Origin of the sequence: Streptomyces sp. NRRL WC-3626, assembly GCF_000718785.1 — a bacterium.
GTDB lineage: Bacteria > Actinomycetota > Actinomycetes > Streptomycetales > Streptomycetaceae > Streptomyces > Streptomyces edwardsiae.
Genome location: NZ_JOCA01000008.1, coordinates 154,089 through 174,815, shown reverse-complemented (window position 1 = coordinate 174,815; position 20,727 = coordinate 154,089). Strand labels below are relative to the sequence as shown.

14 protein-coding genes are annotated in these 20,727 nt (G+C 71.6%); 9 read left to right on the top strand and 5 right to left on the bottom strand.

The genetic code is table 11. The features are described 5' to 3' along the window. Positions 1-363: 363 nt before the first annotated feature. Complete coding sequence (locus IF28_RS0115000) at positions 364-798, bottom strand: Rrf2 family transcriptional regulator (protein WP_030219399.1); 435 nt, start codon at positions 796-798, stop codon at positions 364-366. 130 nt (positions 799-928) lie between these two features. Between IF28_RS0115000 and IF28_RS0114995 the strand changes: the two genes are divergently transcribed. The 3 genes from IF28_RS0114995 (at position 929) to IF28_RS0114985 (ending at position 3,321) form a co-directional block, all read left to right on the top strand. After that, positions 929-1,678, top strand: coding sequence for an SDR family NAD(P)-dependent oxidoreductase (locus tag IF28_RS0114995; protein WP_030219396.1), 750 nt, complete (start codon positions 929-931; stop codon positions 1,676-1,678). Between the two features lie 205 nt (positions 1,679-1,883). Further along, entirely contained in the window at positions 1,884-2,378 is a 495-nt protein-coding gene (locus tag IF28_RS0114990) for a hypothetical protein (protein ID WP_158713681.1), read from the top strand. 34 nt (positions 2,379-2,412) lie between these two features. After that, positions 2,413-3,321, top strand: coding sequence for an NAD-dependent epimerase/dehydratase family protein (locus tag IF28_RS0114985; RefSeq protein ID WP_030219390.1), 909 nt, complete (start codon positions 2,413-2,415; stop codon positions 3,319-3,321). Positions 3,322-3,383: 62 nt separating this feature from the next. Here IF28_RS0114985 and IF28_RS37080 read toward each other — a convergent pair whose 3' ends face one another. The 3 genes from IF28_RS37080 to IF28_RS37070 form a co-directional block, all read right to left on the bottom strand. After that, positions 3,384-5,225, bottom strand: a complete 1,842-nt coding sequence (locus tag IF28_RS37080; RefSeq protein ID WP_051713753.1) for a serine/threonine-protein kinase — start codon at positions 5,223-5,225, stop codon at positions 3,384-3,386. Between the two features lie 36 nt (positions 5,226-5,261). Then, positions 5,262-7,520 carry a competence protein CoiA family protein gene (locus tag IF28_RS37075; RefSeq protein WP_106982050.1) on the bottom strand — a complete coding sequence of 753 codons (2,259 nt, stop codon included), beginning with the start codon at positions 7,518-7,520 and terminating at the stop codon, positions 5,262-5,264. A 363-nt stretch (positions 7,521-7,883) separates the two neighbouring features. Beyond that, positions 7,884-8,375 carry a hypothetical protein gene (locus tag IF28_RS37070; RefSeq protein ID WP_158713680.1) on the bottom strand — a complete coding sequence of 164 codons (492 nt, stop codon included), beginning with the start codon at positions 8,373-8,375 and terminating at the stop codon, positions 7,884-7,886. Positions 8,376-8,612: 237 nt separating this feature from the next. Between IF28_RS37070 and IF28_RS0114960 the strand changes: the two genes are divergently transcribed. Beyond that, positions 8,613-9,623: a helix-turn-helix domain-containing protein gene (locus IF28_RS0114960; RefSeq protein ID WP_030219377.1), complete on the top strand. Its 1,011-nt coding sequence runs from the start codon at positions 8,613-8,615 to the stop codon at positions 9,621-9,623. Positions 9,624-9,767: 144 nt separating this feature from the next. Further along, a complete protein-coding gene (locus tag IF28_RS0114955; protein ID WP_234325176.1) occupies positions 9,768-11,039 on the top strand; it encodes a PQQ-binding-like beta-propeller repeat protein in 1,272 nt (423 codons plus the stop codon). A 65-nt stretch (positions 11,040-11,104) separates the two neighbouring features. On the opposite strand, the gene IF28_RS0114950 is transcribed toward IF28_RS0114955, so the two are convergent. After that, on the bottom strand, positions 11,105-13,888 hold the full coding sequence (locus IF28_RS0114950) for a glycosyl hydrolase (RefSeq protein WP_030219374.1): 2,784 nt from the start codon (positions 13,886-13,888) through the stop codon (positions 11,105-11,107). A gap of 234 nt (positions 13,889-14,122) precedes the next feature. Here IF28_RS0114950 and IF28_RS0114945 point away from each other — a divergent pair, with 234 nt between their 5' ends. The 4 genes from IF28_RS0114945 to IF28_RS0114930 all read left to right on the top strand — a co-directional run bounded on the left by IF28_RS0114945 (position 14,123) and on the right by IF28_RS0114930 (position 20,718). Continuing rightward, entirely contained in the window at positions 14,123-15,043 is a 921-nt protein-coding gene (locus tag IF28_RS0114945) for a hypothetical protein (protein ID WP_030219372.1), read from the top strand. Between the two features lie 119 nt (positions 15,044-15,162). After that, positions 15,163-15,609 carry a peptidase inhibitor family I36 protein gene (locus IF28_RS0114940; RefSeq protein ID WP_030219371.1) on the top strand — a complete coding sequence of 149 codons (447 nt, stop codon included), beginning with the start codon at positions 15,163-15,165 and terminating at the stop codon, positions 15,607-15,609. Positions 15,610-15,765: 156 nt separating this feature from the next. Then, entirely contained in the window at positions 15,766-19,689 is a 3,924-nt protein-coding gene (locus IF28_RS0114935) for a helix-turn-helix domain-containing protein (RefSeq protein ID WP_030219368.1), read from the top strand. Positions 19,690-19,845: 156 nt separating this feature from the next. Next, positions 19,846-20,718 carry an NlpC/P60 family protein gene (locus IF28_RS0114930; protein ID WP_030219365.1) on the top strand — a complete coding sequence of 291 codons (873 nt, stop codon included), beginning with the start codon at positions 19,846-19,848 and terminating at the stop codon, positions 20,716-20,718. The last annotated feature ends 9 nt before the right edge of the window (positions 20,719-20,727 follow it).

Here is a 20,727-nt window from a genome sequence, read left to right as displayed (position 1 = left end):
GGGGCCCGCACTGGTGGAGCCGTTGTCCCGGTTGGCGGCTTCCGCCGGTCGTGGACGACGCCGCCTGCCGGATCGAGGACGAGGAGAGGCCCACTGGGCCGGTCCGTGCCCTGTCCGCCGCTTCCCCCCTTCGGGGTGGGGCGGCGGACGGGCCGGTCACAGGCCCATGACGACCGCACGGTCCCCGCACAGCTTGCGCAGGTCGTCCTCGTCGGAGGTGAAGACCGTGACGGGGGAGAGGAACCGGTCCCCGCGGGCGCGGACGGGTCCGACGGTGCGCCGGGACCTCCGGAGCGGCTTAGGTTTCGTCCGGCTCCGCGCGCCGGGCGGTGATCCGGGTGATGTCGGGGCGTGACGGGGAAGCTAGCGAGGCGCCGCGAGTACGTCCCGGAGTACGGTCTCGAGCGTGACGCGGGCCAGTTCGTGTCTCAGGGTCTCCTCGATGCCCTCGTAGATGTTCTGCATCGCCGGCTGGATGCCGTGACCCACCACGCATCCCTGGTCCGGAGTGGTGCGGTGCATGGCGAACAGTGGGCCGGGTTCCACTGCCTCGTACACGTCGAGCAGGGTCATCGACTCCAGCTCGCGTGCCAGCGACCAGCCCGCGCCCGCGCCCCGCCGGGACTCCACGAGCCCGGCTCTGCGCAGTTCGCCGAGCAGTCGTCTGATCACCACGGGGTTGGTGTTCGCACTGGTCGCGATCTGCTCGGAGGTGGCGACCTCATGGCCCTGGCGCTGGTAGAGACCGATCCAGGCCAGCGCGTGGGCGGCGATGGTCAGCCTGCTGTTGGCACTCATGAACCCCTCCTCTCGGCCGCAACGCTTCATGTTACGACGGTGTAGTCGTAACAGAAAAGGTTGCGACCATCCGTCGTAACAACTAACGTTGCGACTGTCGGGGGAAGGGCCAATCAACGAGGTGAGAAGAATGAGCAAGCCACTCACGGGCAAGGTCGCCCTGGTCACCGGGGGGTCGCGCGGACTGGGAGCCGCGACCGTACGGCTGCTGGCCGAGCAGGGCGCCGACGTCGCCTTCACCTACGTCAGCTCCGCGAAGCAGGCGCAGGCCGTCGTCGACGAGGTGCACGGCAAGGGAGCCAAGGCCTTCGCCTTCCGGTCCGACCAGGCGGACACCAGCCGGGCGCCGGCGCTGATCGACGACGTGGTCGCGCACTTCGGCGGCCTGGACATTCTCGTCAACAACGCGGCGATCTCCGTGGCCGGCACGGTGGACGACCCGGACGCCGACACCGCCGCACTGGACCGGATGCACGCCACCAACTACCTCGGCGTGATCGCCGTCATCCGGGCCGCCTCCCGAGTGCTGCGGACGGGCGGACGCATCATCACGGTGAGTTCCGGACTGGGCTCCCGGGTCGGCGCCCCCGGCCTCGCCGACTACGCGGCGACCAAGTCCGGGATCGAGAGGTACACCATGGGCGTCGCGCGCGACCTCGGGCCCCGGAACATCACGGCCAACGTCGTGGAGGCCGGACTGATGGAGGGCGGCATGGAGCCGCCGGACCCCGAGACGCTCAAGGTCCTTGTCGGCTCGCTGTCCCTGCAGCGCATGGGGCACCCCGACGAAATCGCCGCGGCGATCGCCTTCCTCGCGAGCCCCACCGCGTCGTACGTCACGGGCGCGGTGCTGGACGCCCACGGGGGCTACAACGCCTGATCCCGAACCCTTGCCACGCGCCCCGAAGGACATCGCGCCTTCGGGGTGTACGCACCGCCGACGACCCACGCGTGTGGACGGCTCCACCCCGCGCGCGGCAATTTTTGCCATAGCAGCAAAGCGCCTTCGCGAACTGGCACGGTGGCGCGGACGCTGGTTCTCGAGCGCCCCTGACCGCATGGGGGTAGGTACGAGAGGGCAACCGATGACCAGCAGTGACATGGCCGCAGCCGCTGCGGGCCGGCCCGACGAGCAGGACTCCGAGTCGTCCGCCCGCTTGGCCGCTGTGCGTCAAGTCGCCAGTCGGTTCACCGGAACATACGGCCTGACGCAGGTCGACCCCGAGTTCGGTCTGCTCTTCGCCGAGACCGTGGAGGTCTGGCACAGCTTCGATCACGAGACCGTGTCACTTCCCGGCAAGGAGTTCGCGGGTGCGATGCTGCGGATGCTCCGTGCGACCGCCGACCTCATGAGAAACCACGCCGACCGCATCTGGTCCCTCCACGTCGACCACCACGGCTTCGCTCTGGCCGCCACCGCTTCGGGCGAACTGGAGAACGGCACCCCGGTGCGCATTTCACGTTGCCTCCAGGTGACGGTCCACGAGGGGCGCATCACTCGCATCTGCGAGTTCGGCGACCGACAGCAGCGCCTGCCGCTGGATGAAGCCCTGCGTGCCGCAGGCCGCTTCCGCAGCTGACATCCCAACCACCCCGATATCGCCAGGAGTCGTCATGGACGTCTTTCTCACAGGTGCCAGCGGCTATATCGGCGGAGCCGTAGCCCGCCGTCTGATCCGCGAGGGGCACACGGTGCGCGGCTTGACCCGTACGCCCGGCGTGGTCGATGCTCTCGCCGCCGCCGGCATCGAACCGGTCGTCGGGGACCTCGACGACACGGCGCTGCTCGAGCGAGAGGCCGACCGCGCCGACGCGGTCGTCAATGCCGCCCACAGTGACCACCGCGGCGCTGTGGCCGCCTTTGTCGACGCTATGCGGGGTTCGGGCAAGGTGTTGATCCACACCAGCGGGACCAGCGTCATCGGTGACGACGCCCAGGGCCGGTACGCATCCGAGGTGGTCTTCGACGACGCGAAGCCCTTCGGCCCGGGGGACCACGAGATCCGGCGGGAGCGGTACGCCATCGACCGCTCCGTCGTCGATGCCGGTGCGGCGGGGATGCGTTCGGTGGTGCTGTGCAACTCACTGATCTACGGCAACGGCACGGGACCGCGCCCGCAGACCGTGCTGATCCCGCCGCTGGTCGCACAGGCCCAGGCCGGCAGGACCGTCCGCGTCGTCGGACGCGGCCTGAACCGCTGGTCGACGGTGCACCTCGATGACATGGCCGACCTGTATCACCTGGCGCTCACCGACCCCGCGGCCACGGGCTTCTACTTCGTGGAGGGCGGCGAGGACGCCTCGTTCGCCGATATCGGCGAGGCGATCGCCCGTCGGCTGGGTCTGGGGCCGGTGGAGCCGTGGGATCTGGGTTCCGCCGCGGCCGCGTGGGGGGAGGGCTTTTCCCGGTACGCCCTCGGCGCCAACAGCCGTGTACGTGCCACCCGGGCTCACGACCTTGGCTGGCGCCCCTCGCGTCCGTCGATCACGAAGTGGATCGAGCAGGAAATGCCCCTGCCGTGAGGCGGTCGGCGCGGCGGTGGTGTGATTCGTGTGATTTCTTGATCACATCCATCACACTGAGATCACGACCGGAATCGGGAGCGGCTGCTGCCCTGTCCGCTTCGCCGGAGCCGCTTCTTGAGGGTCGAGCGGAGGCTGAGGGCCGTGGCCGCCTGTTGTTGGTAGTCGCGGCCGGGTCTGTTCCTGAGCGTGGTGAGCAGCGCGTCCAGCAGGGACACGGCGCGTTTCGGGTCTCCCGACTCGGCTACGCAGTGGGCGTGTTGGATGCGCAGGCGTGTGTCGGTTCTTCCCAAGGCCGCGGGGCTGGTCGGCAGCAGGCGTTCGTACAAGGGAAGGGCGGCGCCATAGTCCTCGGTCTGGTAGGTGTCGAGGGCGAGGCGGAGCAGCGTGCCGGTGACCCGTGGGTCGCCGGCGCCCAGGCCCTCCACGAGATCGGGCAGAAGGGGTTCCAGCAGTGCGCGGCGGCGCTCCGCCCGTACGGCGTCTCGGGGTCCGTTGCCGGGCACCGGCCGGCCGTGGGCGTCGTAGACGCGGTCCAGCGCCTCGACGAGATCGAGCCGGGCAGTCAGTGTGATGGGATCGGTGGCGCCCAGTATGCGCGTGGCCTGCGCGATGATCTCCCGGAGTTCCGGGATACGGCCCCTGCCGTCAAGGAGCCCGCGTGCGGCCGCGTTTCCGGTCAGGACCGCCCGGACGTCGATAGTGCGGCGATGGCCGGGACCCAGGACCCGGATCAGCCGGGGCAGCACGCTTTCCAGGCCCTCCTGGTCGTGAGCCGTCTGCCAGAGGTACATCGCCCGTTGGTAGGCCGCCTCGACGGTCAGCGGATCATCCGCCCCCAACTCGGCGGTGAGGTCGACGATCAGCAGATGGAGCAGCCGGGTGAACTCCGCCCCGTCACCGGCGGCATGGTGGGACAGGACCCGGGCGAGCCTGTGCTCCAGTGCGGCACGCGCGGAGAGGGCCGGCCCGTTCACGGCGCCGGCGTCGGCCTCGCGGACGGTGGGGGAGTGGCCGACGGGCGGGTGCGGGGGTCCGGGGTCGGGTGCCGTACGGGTTCGGGTGGTGCTCCCGGCCTGCCCGATGATGTCCGCCAGGCGGTCGGCGACCTGCCGTGCGCTCGCCGGTCGCCGTGCGGGCTCCTTGGCGAGCAGATCCAGGATCAGTCGGTCGACGGCCTTGGGCAGGCCGGGGCGCAGTGAGCTGGGACGTGGTGGTGTGCCCGCAGCATGCTGGGCGAGCAGTTCGTGCAACTCCCGTCCCTCGAAGGGGAGTCGTCCGGTGAGCAGCTCCATCAGCACACAGCCCAGGGCGTACAGGTCGGCGCGTCCGTCGACCGGCGTGCCGCTCCCCCAGCGTTCCGGTGCCATGTAGGGCCAGGAGCCGATCACGTACCCCTCTGCGGTGATGCCGGCGTGTGCCTGGTGCTTCGCGATGCCGAAGTCGAGGACTTTGGCCGGTCCCGTACCCGTGCCCGTGACGATCACGTTGGCCGGTTTGACGTCCCGGTGGACCACTCCCCGGTCGTGGGCGGCGCCCAGCGCCTCGCAGATGTCCCGCGCCCACGCCAGGGACGACGCGATCGGTGGAACGCCACGGCGGATGACACGGTCGAGGGTGTCGCCGGGGACCAGTTCCATCACCAGGAAGATGAGCCGTTCGCCCCTGTACCAGGTCTCGCCGTAGTCGTAGAGCGCCGCGATCCTGGGGTGGTTGAGGTTGCCGACCAGTTCGGCTTCCAGGGCGAAGCGTCGCGCCTCCTGGGCCGACCGCGGACGCCCGATCTTGACCGCCACCTCCCGTCTGATCCGCGTGTCGAAGGCCCGCCACACCTTGCCGAAACCGCCTTGCCCCAGTAACCCGGTCAGCACATAACGTTGTTCGAGAATGTCCTGCGGCTGCATCCGATCCCCCCGCATCGCCGTGTCCGGAGACTCGCGTCAGGTGTTCGTGACCTCCGTCGACGTTTCGAACGCCGCGAAGACGCGGGCCTGTTCCAGCTTCCGGAGGCGGCCGAGTTCGATCGGGCGGTCCGTGTGCGGCCGGTCCAGGGCCTTGAGGATGTCGGCGAAGTACGGCACCGGGGTGTTCTCGGCGGAGATCACCAGCGACGACAGCAGTACGCCGCCGGGGCCGGCCGGACGGTCGACTTCCGTGAGGATGAGTGCCCGGGTCCGGTCGGACAGTTCGTCCGGACTGAGTCCCGCCGCTGCCGCGAGGGTGTGCCAGCCGACCTTGACGCGACGGCGGGCGGCGGAGACCAGTGCCGCGCGTACGGAGGCGATGACGGCCTTGCGGTCGAGACCCCGCTTGGACCAGAAGACGCCGCCCTCGGTCGGCCGTTGCGGGGTTCCGCCTCCCCGTGCCGACCGTGACACGAGAGCGTAGGCCCGCTCGCGTTCCGCCTTCCAGGCCGCCGCGACGCCGGGGACGCCGGCGGAGGGGGGCCGGCCCAGCTCTCTGAGCACCTTGTCGAAGAGCGCCACCGGCCCTCCTTGCTGGCTGTCCGCTCGGATCAGCGAGGAGAGGACGGGGCGGTCGGATGCGTACGGGGAATCCACGGCGACCAGGAGACGGACACCGTCGTGCGGTGCCACGGTGGAGGCGGCCACCCCCGCCTTCTTCAGCAGGTTCGACCACCGTATGAGTCCGCGTCCGCGGGCGACGAGCTGAAGGTGCTGACGGAGCCGGCCGACCAGTTCCGCGTCGACCGTCAGCGGGACCTTCGTGGTCGTCGCCGTGGGGAGCCAGGTGGCGCGATGCGCGGCTTTCTGCTGCTGGGACCAGATGTCCTCGACCTTCGCCTCGGGGAGACCGGGGTCCCAACCGAGGCCCGTGAGCACGTCACGGAAGAACGGCGGCAAGCCGGGCCGCTGCCCGGCCAGTTTGACCAGCGACGCGAGTACCGGCCCGCCACTGGACCGGGTGTGCCCCACGGCCACGAGCAGACGCACGCGGTCCTCGGGGGTGAAGTCGGCGGGTGCGTGACCGGCGTAGGAGATGAGGGTTTCCCAGTTGATGACGCCGTGTGAACGCGCGACTTTGGCGAGCCTGCTCCGGAAGGACTCGACCAGGGCGCGTTCCTCGGAGGTCAGGGTGGGCAGGGAGGCCGTCCGGGCCGGCGCTTCCGGTCGCGGCGGGGGAAGGGTTTCGGGTTCTCGTGGTTCGGGGGAGGGGCGCAGGGCGGGCCAGCGCGGGTCCGTACCCTTCGCGAGGGCCGAGTAGCCGAGGGCACGGATGAGCCAGCCGTCCCCGGCGGCGCCGAGGCGCGCGGAACCCTCGACGAGGTTGAGACGGTGGGGGAGGGGCGGTTCGACATCGCTGGGAAGAGCGAGCCGCATGCGGAGCATGCCCGATCCGGTGGGCTGCACATCCGCCTCGTAGAGGCGGTGCGCCGGGTCGCCGGCGTCCGCCTCCAGGGCGACGCTCGCGGTGAAGGCGACGCTGCCGGGAAGGAGCGGGAACGCGGGTGACGGCTGCGCGGGCTCCGGAGCGACCGCTCGCAGCGTGGCGGCGAGTCGAGGCGTGACGATGCCGTCGTCCGTCAGCGCACAGTGCTCGAGGGTGGTCGACTCGACGCTGTGGTCGGCGTCCTGCGTGCCGACGTACACCTGACGGGTGCCTCGTTCGGTCCGGCAGGTGAAACGCAGGGCGTGGCCCTCGGCCCGCACCTCGTTGTGCGCGAGCCCGCTGTCCGGCCCGTAGGCCCAGTGGACCCGGGTGCTCCCGTCGGAGAGCTCGGCGCGGGTGCGCTGCCACACGGCGAGGGGCAGACGTGACATCTGCACGCGGATCAGCCGGCGCCCCGACCCGAACCGCACCTCCACCACGCCACCCGGACCCGGCCCGAGGTCCGGGTAGGTCACCTCGGCGTCCGGGTGGCCCCGCGCACGGAGCCAGCGCTGGAGCGCCTGACCGATGTAGAGGTGGTCCGCGCTGTCCTCGCCGGTCCGGGCACGGCGGCAGTGGACGGGGGGACGGTGCGCGAAGTGGCACTTCTTGTCGAGGTACCGCTTCGCCGTGAGCTTCTTGCCGCAGCCGCCGAGGAGGACGCCGCAGTAGAAGTCCTCACGCGTACGCCCGTGCATGAACAGGTCGAAGTCGTCGTGGTCGAACGGAAGGAAGACGGGCGAGTCCGACCCGGGGCGGCCGGTGACCGCCGTCTGCACCTTGCGGGTGTCGTCCACGTGAGAAGGCATCGGGTCTCCGTGCGGCAGGGCTCTGTGTGAAACACCTCATTCTCTGCGATGCGCGTGGAGTACGGGGCGTAACCCGGCAGCCGGGACGGCGACGCGGACATCCGGACCCCCGGTGCGGAGCACGACCAGGAGTCGCGGGACCTGCACCGGGTGGCGGGCCGGCCGCGCCTCCTCGGTGCGGCGGAGCTCGCCCTCGCCGCGGACGGCATGGTGCTCTCGGTGACCCGGGGCCTTCAGGCCGTCGGGGTGCCGGGGCGCGTGCCCTCCGCCAGGGCTGTCCGTACGGACCTGCCCGAGCTCGAGCATGTCCGTACGGACCTGCCCGGGTTCGAGGAACACCCACCGTGCCCCGGGCACGCCCGCTCAGTTGGCCAGTGCCACGCGCTCCACGTAGGCGACCTTCACGGAGGCGATGTCGGACAGTTCGCGCTCGTCCTCCAGTTCGCTGTAGTCGCTGAACTGGCTCTTGTCCGCGTCGGTCTTGCCGGCGGCCAGGTGGGCGGACCCGATGTAGGTCTGGCCGAGGAAGTCACCGTCCTCGTCGAAGGCGTTGACGATGACGGAGTAGTTGGCGGGCCCGTCCCCCTTGTTCGTGATCTTGTAGACGAACTCGTACGTCTCGTCGGTGTCGGCGTCACAGTCGTTGTACGTGTACTCGTCCGTGTCGTCGCAGTCCTCGTACGCGTCACCGTCACTGGTGATGAGCTTGCCGCCGGAGACCTCGACATGGTCGATGGGGTCTTCTTCACCGGCAAGCGCCCACCAGGAGACACCGGCGGCGGCGAGGAGCAGTACGACGACGGCGACTACGACCGTCAGGGTGCGCCCTCTCTTTCCGCCCGCCGGAACGGCCATGGGGTAGGGATGGACAGCCGTGTATGTGGGCGGCGCGGCCGGGAGCGGCGGGGGAGTGCTGTCCGGTCTCTCGGGTGTGCCTTCGGTCATGGGACGGCTCCGTTTCGGGACGTGGAGTGCGCGCCGGTGCGGTGGTCTGCCTCAACCATGCGGCCACCGGCACCCGCCAGGAAGAGCGCGGCACCGATCCGTATCATCCCGATACCGGTCAACTCGCGTGCAGGGCACACTTGTTGTATGTCAGGTCTCGGACGCACGGCAGGAGCGGCCGCCGCCGCGGCGGGGCCGGTGGTGGCGGTGGACACCGATGACATCGGGGTGCCGGACCGCTTCGGCTGGTGGCACGACATGGTCGACCACGACGTCATGCCGGTGGACATCCGGAGCCCGCACGCCCACCGCTTCCGGGGCCGGGTGGAGTCGGTCGGCCTCCCGTACGGCCAGGTCGCCGCCTTCGACTTCTCGCCCATGACCGCCCGGCGCTCCCCGTCCCACATCCGCAGGCAGGACCCCGAGGATCACTTCCTGGTGCTGGTCCGGGACGGCGCGGTCCGGCTGGAGCAGCAGCGCGGCGTCGCCTGCCTCGGCCCCGGCGGCATGGCGCTGTTCTCCACCTCGTACCCGCTGACCTGCGACTTCCTGGGCGGGGGCGGCCCGCACCGGCTGACCCTCCTGCGGCTTCCCCGTACCGTCCTCCCCCTGTCCGGCGGTCGCGCCGACCACATGCTGGCCGAGCCGCTCCCCGGGAGTTCCGGCTCCGGCGCACTCCTGGGCCCGTATCTGACCTCCCTGCCGGCCGCCGCCCGCACGTCGGGCCCCGCCGAACTCGCCCGGCTCGGCACCATCGGCGTGGACCTGGCCGGCTCCCTGCTCGCGGCCCGGTACGGCGACCCGGGCGCGCTGCCCGCCGAGACCCGCAGAACGGCGCTCCTCGCCCGGATCAACGTCTTCATCGACCATCACCTCCCCGACCCGGCGCTGGACCCGACGGCCGTCGCCGCCCGTCACCACATCTCCGTACGTACCCTCCACCAGCTCTTCCAGGGCGAGCCGGAGTCGGTCGCGGCCACCATCCGGCGCCGCCGCCTGGAGCGCTGTCACGCCGATCTCACCGACCCCCGGCTGCGTCACCGCACGATCGCCGAGACCGCGCTGCGCTGGGGATTCGAGCGCCCCGCGGACTTCAGCCGGGCCTTCCGCAGGGCGTACGGGGTCTCGCCGAGCGAGGTCCGGGCCGGTCTGCGCTGAATGCGCAGGCTCTCTGCGCTGACGGGTGATGACCGGCCGGTACGGCGCGGAGGACAGTGGGACGGCGGCATCCCGGTGACTTCCAGTGGGGGGACCGAAGCTCCGGGGTGCCGCCCGCTGCCCGCACGGAGAATCGGAAAGACATTGCGACGCTCATCGCTGAGAAACGGGATCGTCGGCTGCGCGGTCATGGGCCTCACCCTGCTCCTGGGGTGTTCGGCAGCCGCCGACAAGGGCGCGGACGAGGGCGCCGACAAGGGCGCCGGGAACAGCCCTACGAGTCAGCCCAAGCCGTCGGACACGACGGTCCGGCCGCGCGCGCACGACCCGGTGACGAAATTCGGTGAGCAGGAGTTCGACTTCCCCGGAGACCTGAGCCGGGCGGCACTGGACGGCACCACCGCGTGGATCACCGGGTCCAACGACCTCACCGCGGTGGACCTGACCACCGGGAAGAGCACGGTCGTCCGCCCGAAGGGCCAGGACCCCCAGACCTCCCCGCTCTTCGGCCGCCCCGTCCTCACCGACGTACAGGGCAGGCGGGTCGCGCTGGTGCTCCTGCCGGTCTCCACGCCCGGCAGCGGGACCTTCACCGACCAGGACGCGGTCGAAATGCTCGTGGTGGACGCCCGTACGCGCAAGACGCTATGGAGTTCCGAGATCGCCGACGTGGAACCCGGATTCTCCAAGGCCGCCGACGGGACCGTCATCGGCGCGGACGACGGTATCGCGATCGTCGACGCCGGATCGGGCGTCCAGGCGGTCAACCTCGGTACGCGCAAGACAGTCTGGAAGACGGACGCGTCAGCGGACGACGTCGTCGCCGTCGGCGAGGGAATCGTCGCCCTCACCGAGAGCGACACCTGGGGAGAAGACCGCCTGTACGGCCTGCGCGTGAGCGACGGCAAGCGGGCCTGGACCTTCGGCGAGCGCGAGCAGAACCTGAACGTCACCGCGATCGGACCGCGCCGGCTCCTGGTCACGCAGGGTGTGGACGTGGCGTACGACGACGGCGGCAGGGTCGTGAACCTGGCGGACGGCCGGCAGGTGGCCGCCCCCGAGTACTTCGCGGTGCCGGACCGCTGCCTCTACGACGGCGAGTCCACCGCCGTCTGCTTCAAGCAGGAGTACGGCCAACGCGCCTCGTTCGCCCTGGACGCGACCTCCGGCAAGGTGCTCTGGGAACTCCCCACGGAGGACCGCTTCGCACCTCACATCTCCACGGCCTGGCACGGCATCGTCTACACCGAGACCGAGGACGGCCCCCTGATGCTGGACGCACGCACCGGCAAGGACCGAACCGGGCAGCTCCCCGACGCCCCGGACCTGGTCAACGCCTACGTCGGCCTCTTCCAGAAGGACGAGGACGACTACGAGGGCGAACCCCCGACGTCCCTGCGGCTCACGACGGGCTGAACCGCCGCGTGACGTACGGCGGGCACCGGCGCCATACCGGTGCCCGCCGCGTCGGCATCGCCGGTTCAGCTGTACGGGATCACCAGCACGGACTTGTCCGTCCCCGTCCGCAGCTTCGACGTGCCGTTGCCGATGGCGCTCCACACCTCGAGGCGTACGGTGCCGCCGCTGAGGTTGCCCGGGGTGCCGGTGGACGCCGCCAGGCCGCGGGCCTGGCTGTACTCCTCCCAGCCGGTGACCGGGTCGGTCGCGAAGTAGTGGTACGTCTCCGTGCGGTCGAAGCTGCCGTCGCCGGTGAGGTCGTAGCTGATCCGGGCCTGCTGGCCCAGCCCGACCGACGTGCCCGCGTCCACCTGGAGCCGGAACGCGGTCTGCGCGCCGGGGGTGAGGGTGCCGTTGACGCCGCGTACCTCGTAGACGAGGGGCTGGTACGGGGTGCCGTCGTGGTTGGTGCCGCCGGCGGAGGCGATGGTGTCGCTGCCGTCCGTGCCGCCCGACGCCGTGGTCAGGGTGCCGCCGCTGCGCAGCTGGAAGGTGTTGCCGGTCGGCGGGTCCGGATCCGGGTCGGGGTCGGGGTCCTCCGAGCCGGTACCCGTGCCGGTCGCGGTGGAACGGGCCGGTACGGAGAGGGACTTGCCGTCGGAGAAGGTCACGGTACGGGCCGTGGAACCGTAGTTGTGGGCCGCGTAGGTCCGGGTCGTGCCCTTGGTGAAGACGGCGGACGAGGGGATGTCACCGGTGACGCCGGCGTCCGGGGCGCCGAGGGAGTCGAGGGTGTTGATCCAGTGGTAGGTGTGCGCCTTCGACTCGCCCTGCTCGGGCGTGTAACCGGCGTTGCCCGCGTCCCACTTCGACTTGGCCGTGCCGGGGTCGGCGAGGGACTGGAACTCCCAGAGGATGTCGCGCCATTCGACGGCGGGGCCGCCGTTCTCCCGCTCCATCTCGGCGATGTTGCGCCGGATCGCGGCCTTCTCGCCGCCGAGGTGCAGCGAACCGCCGGTCACCGGGAGGACGTTGATGCCGTGGATCTCCTCGGGGTTGGCGGTCCACCAGGTGGAGTAGGCGGCGCCGCTGCCCCACACCATGCCGGCCGTGTCATGGCCGAAGGAGGACGGGAAGACCTGTTCGTCGGCGTCGAACCAGTACTGGGCGATCGACTCCGCCTCGGTGGTCAGCAGGAAGGTGCCGAGGTCACGCAGTGCGGTGTCGCCGGTGGCGGAGCCCCACAGGATCAGGGCGGCGCTGAGGTTGGTGGACTCGGAGGAGGACTCCTGGTTGTTGCCGGCGGCGAAGCCCTGGTGGCCGGAGGCCCAGCTGTGGCCCGCGTAGACGTCGAAGCCCCGCAGGAAGGGGAAGGCGGTGTCGGTGCGGCTCGGGTTCGCGGTGTCCCGGACGAGGGTCTTGACCATGCCGCCCCAGGCGGAGTCGGCGGCCCAGCCCTGGTCGTACTGGGCCACGATCGCGGCCGCGTAGACGTAGTAGCCGTAGTGGAAGTGGTGGTCGTTCAGCTCGGTGTCACTGCCGTAGGAGGCGGGGTAGCCGGTGAGGGTCTTCCAGTCCTGGTCGTAGCTGAACTCGTTCGCGCCGCCGGCCGTGAACCAGTCCTGGAGCCTGCCCTTGAGCAGGCCGAGCATCCGGTCGCGGGTGGCGGTCTCGCCGATCTGGTCGGCGACGGGGACGAGCTGGGCGAGGCGGCCGAGGGCCTTTCCGGTCCAGTAGGTGTCGGCGGCACCGGAGAACGGGTCGGAGGCGTTCACGACCTCGTTGAGATAGCCGCGCAGCCGGGCGGTGTCCACACCGTTCGACCTGGGCAGCGCGGGCAGCACCGCCGACGCCTTCTGGCTGGTGGTGAACGAGGCCGACTCGCGGACCTTCATGGTGCCGCGCGGGGAGACGTACGTGTACGAGGTGAGCGGGTCGGTGGTGTGCAGCCACTGGTGGCGGTACAGGGCCTGGAGCGTGCCGCGCTCGGTGCCCTCCTTCGCCTCGGTGGTGAGCGTGTAGGTGGCGCCGACGGTGCCGCCGGTGTAGTTCCAGGTGACCTTGGACCCGGTGACGAAGCTGTAGGCGTACTTCTTGAACGTCGCCAGCGCTCCGGTGGACGGCAGGACGGCGACGGAGAAGTAGTCCTTGGAACCGAGCCCGGCGGTGACCGTGGAACCGGAGACGTTCCAGTCGCTGCCGGTCGGCGCGAACAGGGCGTAGTGGTGCCCGGCGACGGTGATGCCGAGGACGTTGCCCTGGTCGGCGAAGACGGCGGGCGTACCGGCGGTGGTGATCTGGGCGTTGCCGCCGGAGCCCTTGGCGTACACGAACGGGGAGCCGTGGCCGATGGTCGTCCGCAGGGTGCGGGCGCCGTCGGACCAGTAGGGGGTGACCGTCCAGTCGGACCAGTCGTCGGCCTTGGTGTCGGGGGAGTTGAGGCCGGACAGCCCGATGGTGAGGTCGCGCTTGTGGGCGTACTCGTACTGGCGGCCGTCGCCGACGATCGCGGGCGTCGTCGGATAGCCGACGTCGAGGCCGCCGGCCGTGGCCTGGTAGGTGAGGGGGTGCCCGTACATGGGGGTGGAGTACGGGTTGTCGCCGTAGCGCTGGAAGGCGAGGGAGGACCACCAGTCGTTGGTGGGCACCGGCCGGTTGCGGGCGGCGGAGGTCACCTTGGGCGTGACCGGGGCTCCCGTGTTGGTGGTGGGGCCCGACGTACCCGCGGGCCGGGTGTCGGAGTAACTCCCGGAGCCGACCGGGACGGTGGCGGCGGCCGCCGGTGTGGCGGCGGGGCCCAGGCCGAAAGCGGCGAGGGCCGATGCCAGCAGCACTACGGCCGCCGGTCTGGTGCGGGGGGTTGGCATGTGCCACCTCGAATTGTGACAGGGGGGAGAGTCTGAGAGCGCTCTCAGATGGCCGGAACGTAAAGCCCATGTAATGCACGTGTCAATGGTGTTGCCTCCGTCATCGCGTTTCCCCAGCTCGCGCACGGTTTCCCCGAGGGCCCCCCGGCGGGCAACAGGAAACCCGTCGACCCCTGCCGGCAACCGGGCAAATCTGGGTTTGTCCGCAAACGGCAGTCAACGGGGGTGGAGTTGATGAGACGAGCACTCGTCTCGATGTGCGCGGTCGTGACGGCCGTGGCGGCCGTCACGACGGGATGCTCGGACGGCGACGACGGCCGGGCAGCACACCAGGAGGCGCGTCCCGATGCCCTGACCTGGCGGCAGGAACTGCGCATCGCCGACGCCCAACAACGCCTGATCAAGCAGTGCATGGAGCGCCACGGCTTCACCTACTGGGAGGACCGCAGGCTCACCCTCCAGGAGAGCCGCCCGGTGCGCTTCGTCCAGGACGACGTGAAGTGGGCCCGTACGTACGGCTACGGGGGACGCATCGAGGCCGAGAACCTGCGGGTCCACGAACGAAACCCCAACGGCACCTACCGGCAGGGCCTCTCCGCCACCCGGCGCGCCGCCTTCGACACCGCGCTCGACGGCGGCGACGACGCCAGGTTGCTCCGGGCGTCGCTGCCCGTCGGCGACGGCGAGGTCCGCAAACGCCTCGGCGGCTGCACGGAGGAGTCCGAACGCACCCTCTACGGCGACCCGGAGCTCTGGTTCCGCACGGGCAAGACCGTGACGGGACTCAACGCCCTCTACGGCGAGCAGCTCATGAACGACCGCCGGCTGACGACGGCGATCCGGAAGTGGGCGAGCTGCATGAAGCGGGCCGGACAGGACTACAAGGACCCCCAGGCGGCCCGCGACGCGGCGCGCGTCCGCACCAGCCGGCTGGGCGAGGCCCGCGCGGACGAGGCGTTCGCCGCCGAGCGGAGGACCGCCGCCGCGGACGCGGCCTGCGCCCGTGAGACCTCCCTGCGGGCCGTGGCCACGGCCCGGGAGACGCACTATCTGGACCGCCTGCGCGACCGGTTCGGCGAGGACATCGACACCTACCGCGACCTGGGTCACCAGGCCTACGACCGGGCGGTGCGCATCGTCCCGGAACGCGACTGACCACGTCGCACCCGGGAGCGCACCGCTCCACGGCGCCGGCACACCGGCACCGTCGCACCACCGGAACACCAAGCACCAAGCACCAAGCACCGACAGTGACATCAACGAGGGGAAACAGCATGCGCAAGTTCACCGTCACGGCAGCGGTCCTCGGGCTCGCGGCCCTGGGCCTCGCCGCTCCCGCCACCGTCGCCCAGGCGGCCGAGAGCACCGTCGCCGGCCCCGGCTGCGACAGCAAGTGGGGCCCGCGCAACGGCAACGTCTACGCCTGGGAAGGCTTCGACTGCTCCGGCACCCAGCTGATCGCCACGGCGGGCAGCAGCAGCAACTGGGGCTCCGCCAACGACCGTGCCTCGTCCGTCATGAACCGCGGCTTCACCGGCAACCTGTCGATCGTCGCGTTCTACTTCCTGGCGGACCACCAGGGCGGCCACGCCTGCCTCCAGCCGGGCGAGCTGTACGCCGACAACCTCTCCGACAACTTCTTCAGCAGCGGCCCCGTCGTGAACGACAACATCAGGTCGCACCGCTGGGTGAACGGGGGCTGCTCGGTCAACCTGACCTGACCGGCCCGGCGACGAACACCGCGAACGTCCGGAACCTCCCCAGGGTTCCGGACGTTCGTGATTTCGCCACACCGGGTGAAAGGTTTGGCTGGCCTCACCGCCCCCGCAGTAACCTGGGCTTCCACCGTCTCACGGCCGCACCGCATGGGGGACTCCGTGGGAGATCCGCAGTACGGGCATGAACCGGACCACGGGACCGGACGGGAACGGGAAGCGCGGACCACGCACTCGTTCCCCACCGCATTACGACGACTCAGACAGGCGCGAGGCCTGTCACTGACCGACCTGGCACGGCAGACCCACTACAGCAAGGGCTACCTCAGCAAGATCGAGACCGGCACGAAACCGGCGACCGCCGACGTCGCCCGTATCTGTGACCGGGTTCTCGGCGCCGAGGGGCAGTTGCTCGCACTCGTACGAGCCGGGCCGCAACCGGCCGAGCCGGCCGCCGCCGAGCCCCGGCCCGGTGAGGTGTGCCCTTACCGCGGCCTGTCGGCGTTCACCCCGCAGGAGGCGGACTGGTTCTTCGGCCGCGAGCGGGCGACGGCCGCACTGGTGGAGCGGGTCTTCGAACGGGTGGGCGGCGGCCCGCTGATGCTCGTCGCCCCCTCGGGCGCGGGCAAGTCGTCCCTGCTCAACGCCGGACTGGTACCGGCCCTGCGGCGCGGGGACTTCCCCATGCCGGGCGCCGACTGCTGGCCGGTGGTGACGTTCACGCCGACCGCACGCCCGCTGGACGAACTCCTGGAGCGCACGGCGAAGACGGCGGGCGGCGACCTGGCCGTGACGGCCGCCCAGGTGCGCGAGCGTCCCGACGCGGTGCTGGACGCCGTACGCGCGATCGTCGGCGATCCGCCCGTGCCGTCCGGCGGACGCAGGCCCCCGCCCTGCCGACTGGTGCTGATCGTCGACCAGTTCGAGGAACTGTTCACCCTCTGCCGGGACGCCGCGGAGCGGCGCGCGTTCGTCCGGGTGCTGTGCGCGCTGGCCGCGCCCCGCCCGGAGGAGAGCGTGCACGGCCCCGCCGTGGTGGTGCTCGGCGTGCGCGCCGACTTCACCGGCGACTGCCTGGACCTGCCCGAGCTGGCCCCGGTCCTCACCGACGGGCTGTTCGTGCTTCCGCCCATGTCCGTGGGGGAGTTACGGGAGTCCATCACCCGTCCCGCCGAACTGGCCGGACTGACGCTCCAGCCCGGCCTGGTCCCCCTGCTGCTGCGCGACGCGGGACTGCGCGACACCGGACCGCACGACGAGCCGGGAGACCGGCTCCGGCTCCCGCCCCCGCGAACCGGGGGCGGGGAGCCCTCGCGGGCCGGCGCCGACGCCACCCCCTCCGGCGTCCTCCCGCTCGTCTCCCACGCCCTCCTCGCCACCTGGCAGCACCGCGAGGACTCCGCGCTCACCGTCGCCGGATACGAGCGGGCGGGCGGCATCCGGGGCGCGATCGCCCGCACCGCGGAGAACGTCTTCGCCCGCCTCTACCCCGCCGAACAGAAGACCATCCGCCGCCTGCTCTCCCGTCTGGTGTACGTGGCCGACGGCGGCGGCGCGACCCGCCGCCGGATGAGCGGGGCCGCGCTGATGGAGCAGTTCGCCGACGCGGACGGCGCGTCCGCCGCGCTCGACGCCTTCGTACGGGCCCGGCTCGTCACCATGGACAGCGACACCGTCGTCATCACCCACGAGGCCCTGCTGCAGGCCTGGCCGCGCCTGCGGGACTGGATCCACGCCGACCGGGCCGGACTCCTCCTGCACCAGCAGCTCACGCACGCCGCCGTCGAATGGGAGCGCGAGGGACGCGACCCGTCCGCGCTGTACCGGGGCACCCGGCTGAGCACCGTACGCGCGTGGGCCGACGAACTGGACGGCCGGCACCGGCTCGGCCCCGGCGAGGAGGCGTTCCTCGACGCGAGCGTCGCCGAACAGAAGCGGTACGAGCGGCAGGCCGGACGCCAGGTGCGGCTGCGGCAGACGATGCTCGCCACCCTCGTCGTCCTGCTCGGGCTCGCCCTGACCGCCGGGGGACTCGCCTATCAGCAGCGCGAGAGCGCCCTCGACCAGGAACGCGTCGCCCGCTCCCAGGCCCTCGCCGTCCGGTCGGCGTCGCTCGCCGGGGGCCGCCCGGAGGCGTCCATGCTGCTGGCCGGGGAGGCCTACCGGGCGCACGCCACCGCCGAGGCGCGCGGCGCCCTGCTGAGCACGCAGTCCCAGCCCTTCCTGGCCCGGCTGAGCGGACACCGCGGACCGGTCAACGCGGTGGCGTTCGCGCCCGGCGACCGGCTGCTGGCGACCGGCAGCACGGACGGGACGGTGACGGTGCGACGGGTGTCGGACCACCGCAGGACGGCCACGTTCACCGTGTCCGGGCCGGTCCGCGCGATCGCCTTCAGCCCCGACGGCCGTACGCTCGCGGCGACGTCGGCGCACGGCCCCGTGAGCCTCTGGGACGTCTCCGGACACCGCCGCAAGGCCGTCCTGGGCCCCGGCACCGAGGCCGCCAGGGCGCTCTCCTTCGCCCCGCGCGGACACCGGCTCGCCGTCGCCACCGTCGACGGCCCGATCGAGGTGTGGGACACGGCGGACACGCCCCGCGTCACCGCCACCCTGGAGGGGCACGCGGGAGCGGTCAACGCCCTGGACCACGCCCCCGACGGCCGGACCCTGGTCTCCGCCGGCGCCGACCGGACCGTCCGCCTGTGGGACACCGGCCGGGGCCGGCAGAGCGACGTGCTCGAGGGCCACACCGACGAGGTGCTGGGCGTGGCGTTCTCCCCGGACGGCCGGGAGGTCGCCTCCGGCGGTGTCGACCGGACCGTACGGCTGTGGGACGTACGCGCCGGACGGCTCGCCGCGACACTGCCCGGCAGCAGCGACGACATCAACGCCGTGGCGTACACGCACGACGGCGATACGGTCGTCGGCGCGGTCGGCGACGGCACGACCAGGCTGTGGGACGTCCGCAGCGGCCGACAGACCGCCGTCCTCGCCGGCCACACCGACTATGTGATGGGGGTGGCGGTGACCGCCGACGGCACCCTGCTCGCCACGGCCGGCTTCGACCGTTCCGTGGTCCTGTGGAACCTCGGCGGCCCGGTGCTGACGGCCCATCCGTTCACCGCGGTCTGGCAGGCCCGTTACAGCCCCGACGGGAAACTCCTGGCCACCGCCGACGCCGATCACACCGTCCGGCTGTGGGAGGTGAGCGGGCGCCGGCTCCTGGCGACGCTGCGGGGCCACAAGGAGGCGGTCTTCTCCGTGGCGTTCGCCCCCGACGGGCGGATCCTGGCGTCGGCGGACTCCGACGGCCGGATCCGGCTGTGGGACGTGGCCGCGCGCGGACCGCTCGCCACCCTGACCGGCCACAAGGGGCAGGTCTACGCCCTCGACTTCGCCCCCGACGGCCGCACCCTCGCCTCGGCCGGCGCCGACCGTACGGTACGCCTGTGGGACGTGGCCGAGCGCGCCCCGCTCGCGAAGCTCACCGGACACCGGGACTACGCGAACGCGGTCGCCTTCAGCCCCGACGGCCGGATCCTCGCGAGCGCCTCCGACGATCTGACCGTACGACTGTGGGACGTCGCCTCGCACCGTCAGGCAGGCCTGCTGAAGGGCCACACCGGCGCGGTACGCGGCGTGACCTTCACCCGGGACGGACGGACCCTGGCCAGCAGCGGCAACGACGGCACCGTACGGCTGTGGAACGTCCGCGCCCGCCGCCCGGAAGCCGTCCTCACCGGCCACACCGGCGCCACGCGCGGCATAGCGTTCACCCCCGACGGCCGTACGCTCGCCAGCAGCGGCAACGACCGTACGGTACGCCTGTGGGACGTCGCCGGACGGCGCCCGTGGGCGACGCTCACGGGCCACACCGACGCCGTCTGGAGCGTCACCTTCAGCCCCGACGGGGGCACGGTGGCGAGCGCCGGCACGGACGGCACCGTACGGCTGTGGGACCTCGACCCCGCCGCCCGCCTCGACCGGATCTGCCGGCTGCGCTCGAGCCTCGACGCGGACGCGCGCGCCAAGCTCCTGCCCGACGTCCCGCCGGCCGACGGGGCGTTCTGCGAAGACCGGGGATGACGGCTGGACGCCTGCTCGGCGGGGGTTTCCCGGGTGTTTCCCGTTGCCCTTCGCAGGGAGGCGACACCCGGCTCCTCGACAGACGGCCGGCGTGACCAGCAGGCTCGTGAACGACCGAACGACCACTCACCAGCCACAGGAAACGGGGGTCCTGGCATGGTCCGCCGGACCAGTCTCATCAGCACACTCATCGCACTGTTCGCCTTCCTCCTCTGGACGCCGGTGTCCGCCACCGCGGCACCCGCCCGACAGGCCGCCACCTGCGGCGCCCTCGCACCCGGCGCCTCCGCGGCCGCCGAACGCGCCATCGCCGCCGCCTGCGCCGAGGTCGCCGCCGGCACCTGGTACACGTGGGGCGGCGGGCACGGGCCCCAGCCGGGGGCGACGTACGGCCAGATCGACCCGACCGACCCGGACAGCGAACACGACCCCGAACGGCGCGGCTTCGACTGCTCGGGCCTGGTCCGCTACGCCTACGCGGAGGCGGCGGGCGCCGACATCATCAACGGCGTCGCCAGCCAGCAGTACTACACACACCGCGCCGCCGCCCGCTTCACCGCGGCCCAGGGCCTGGCCCCGCTGGTCCCCGGCGACCTGCTCGCCTGGGGCACCTCGCGGGACCTGCACCACATCGCCATCTACCTGGGCGCGGGCAAGATGGTCGAGGCCAAGGAGTCCGGCACCCGTCTGATGGTCAGCGACGTCCGTCTGAACGGCGACTACTTCGGCGCCGTCCGCGTCAACACGGGCCAGGTCACCGGCCACATCCACCGGACCTGGGGCACCGACGTCTGGACGAAGGCGGCCCCCGCCCTGTCCGCCGCCCGCGTCTACGCCTTCCCGTACTCCACCACCATCCGCGTCCAGTGCCAGAAGCACGCGGAGGAGGTCACCTCCGACGGCTACACCAACGACGTGTGGTCCTACCTCCCGGACTACAAGGCCTGGGTGACCAACATCTACATCCAGGGGGCGGCCTGGCTGGAGGGGGTTCCCGAATGCGGGGCGGGGGACCCGCAGGCGCGGTGACGCTCTCCT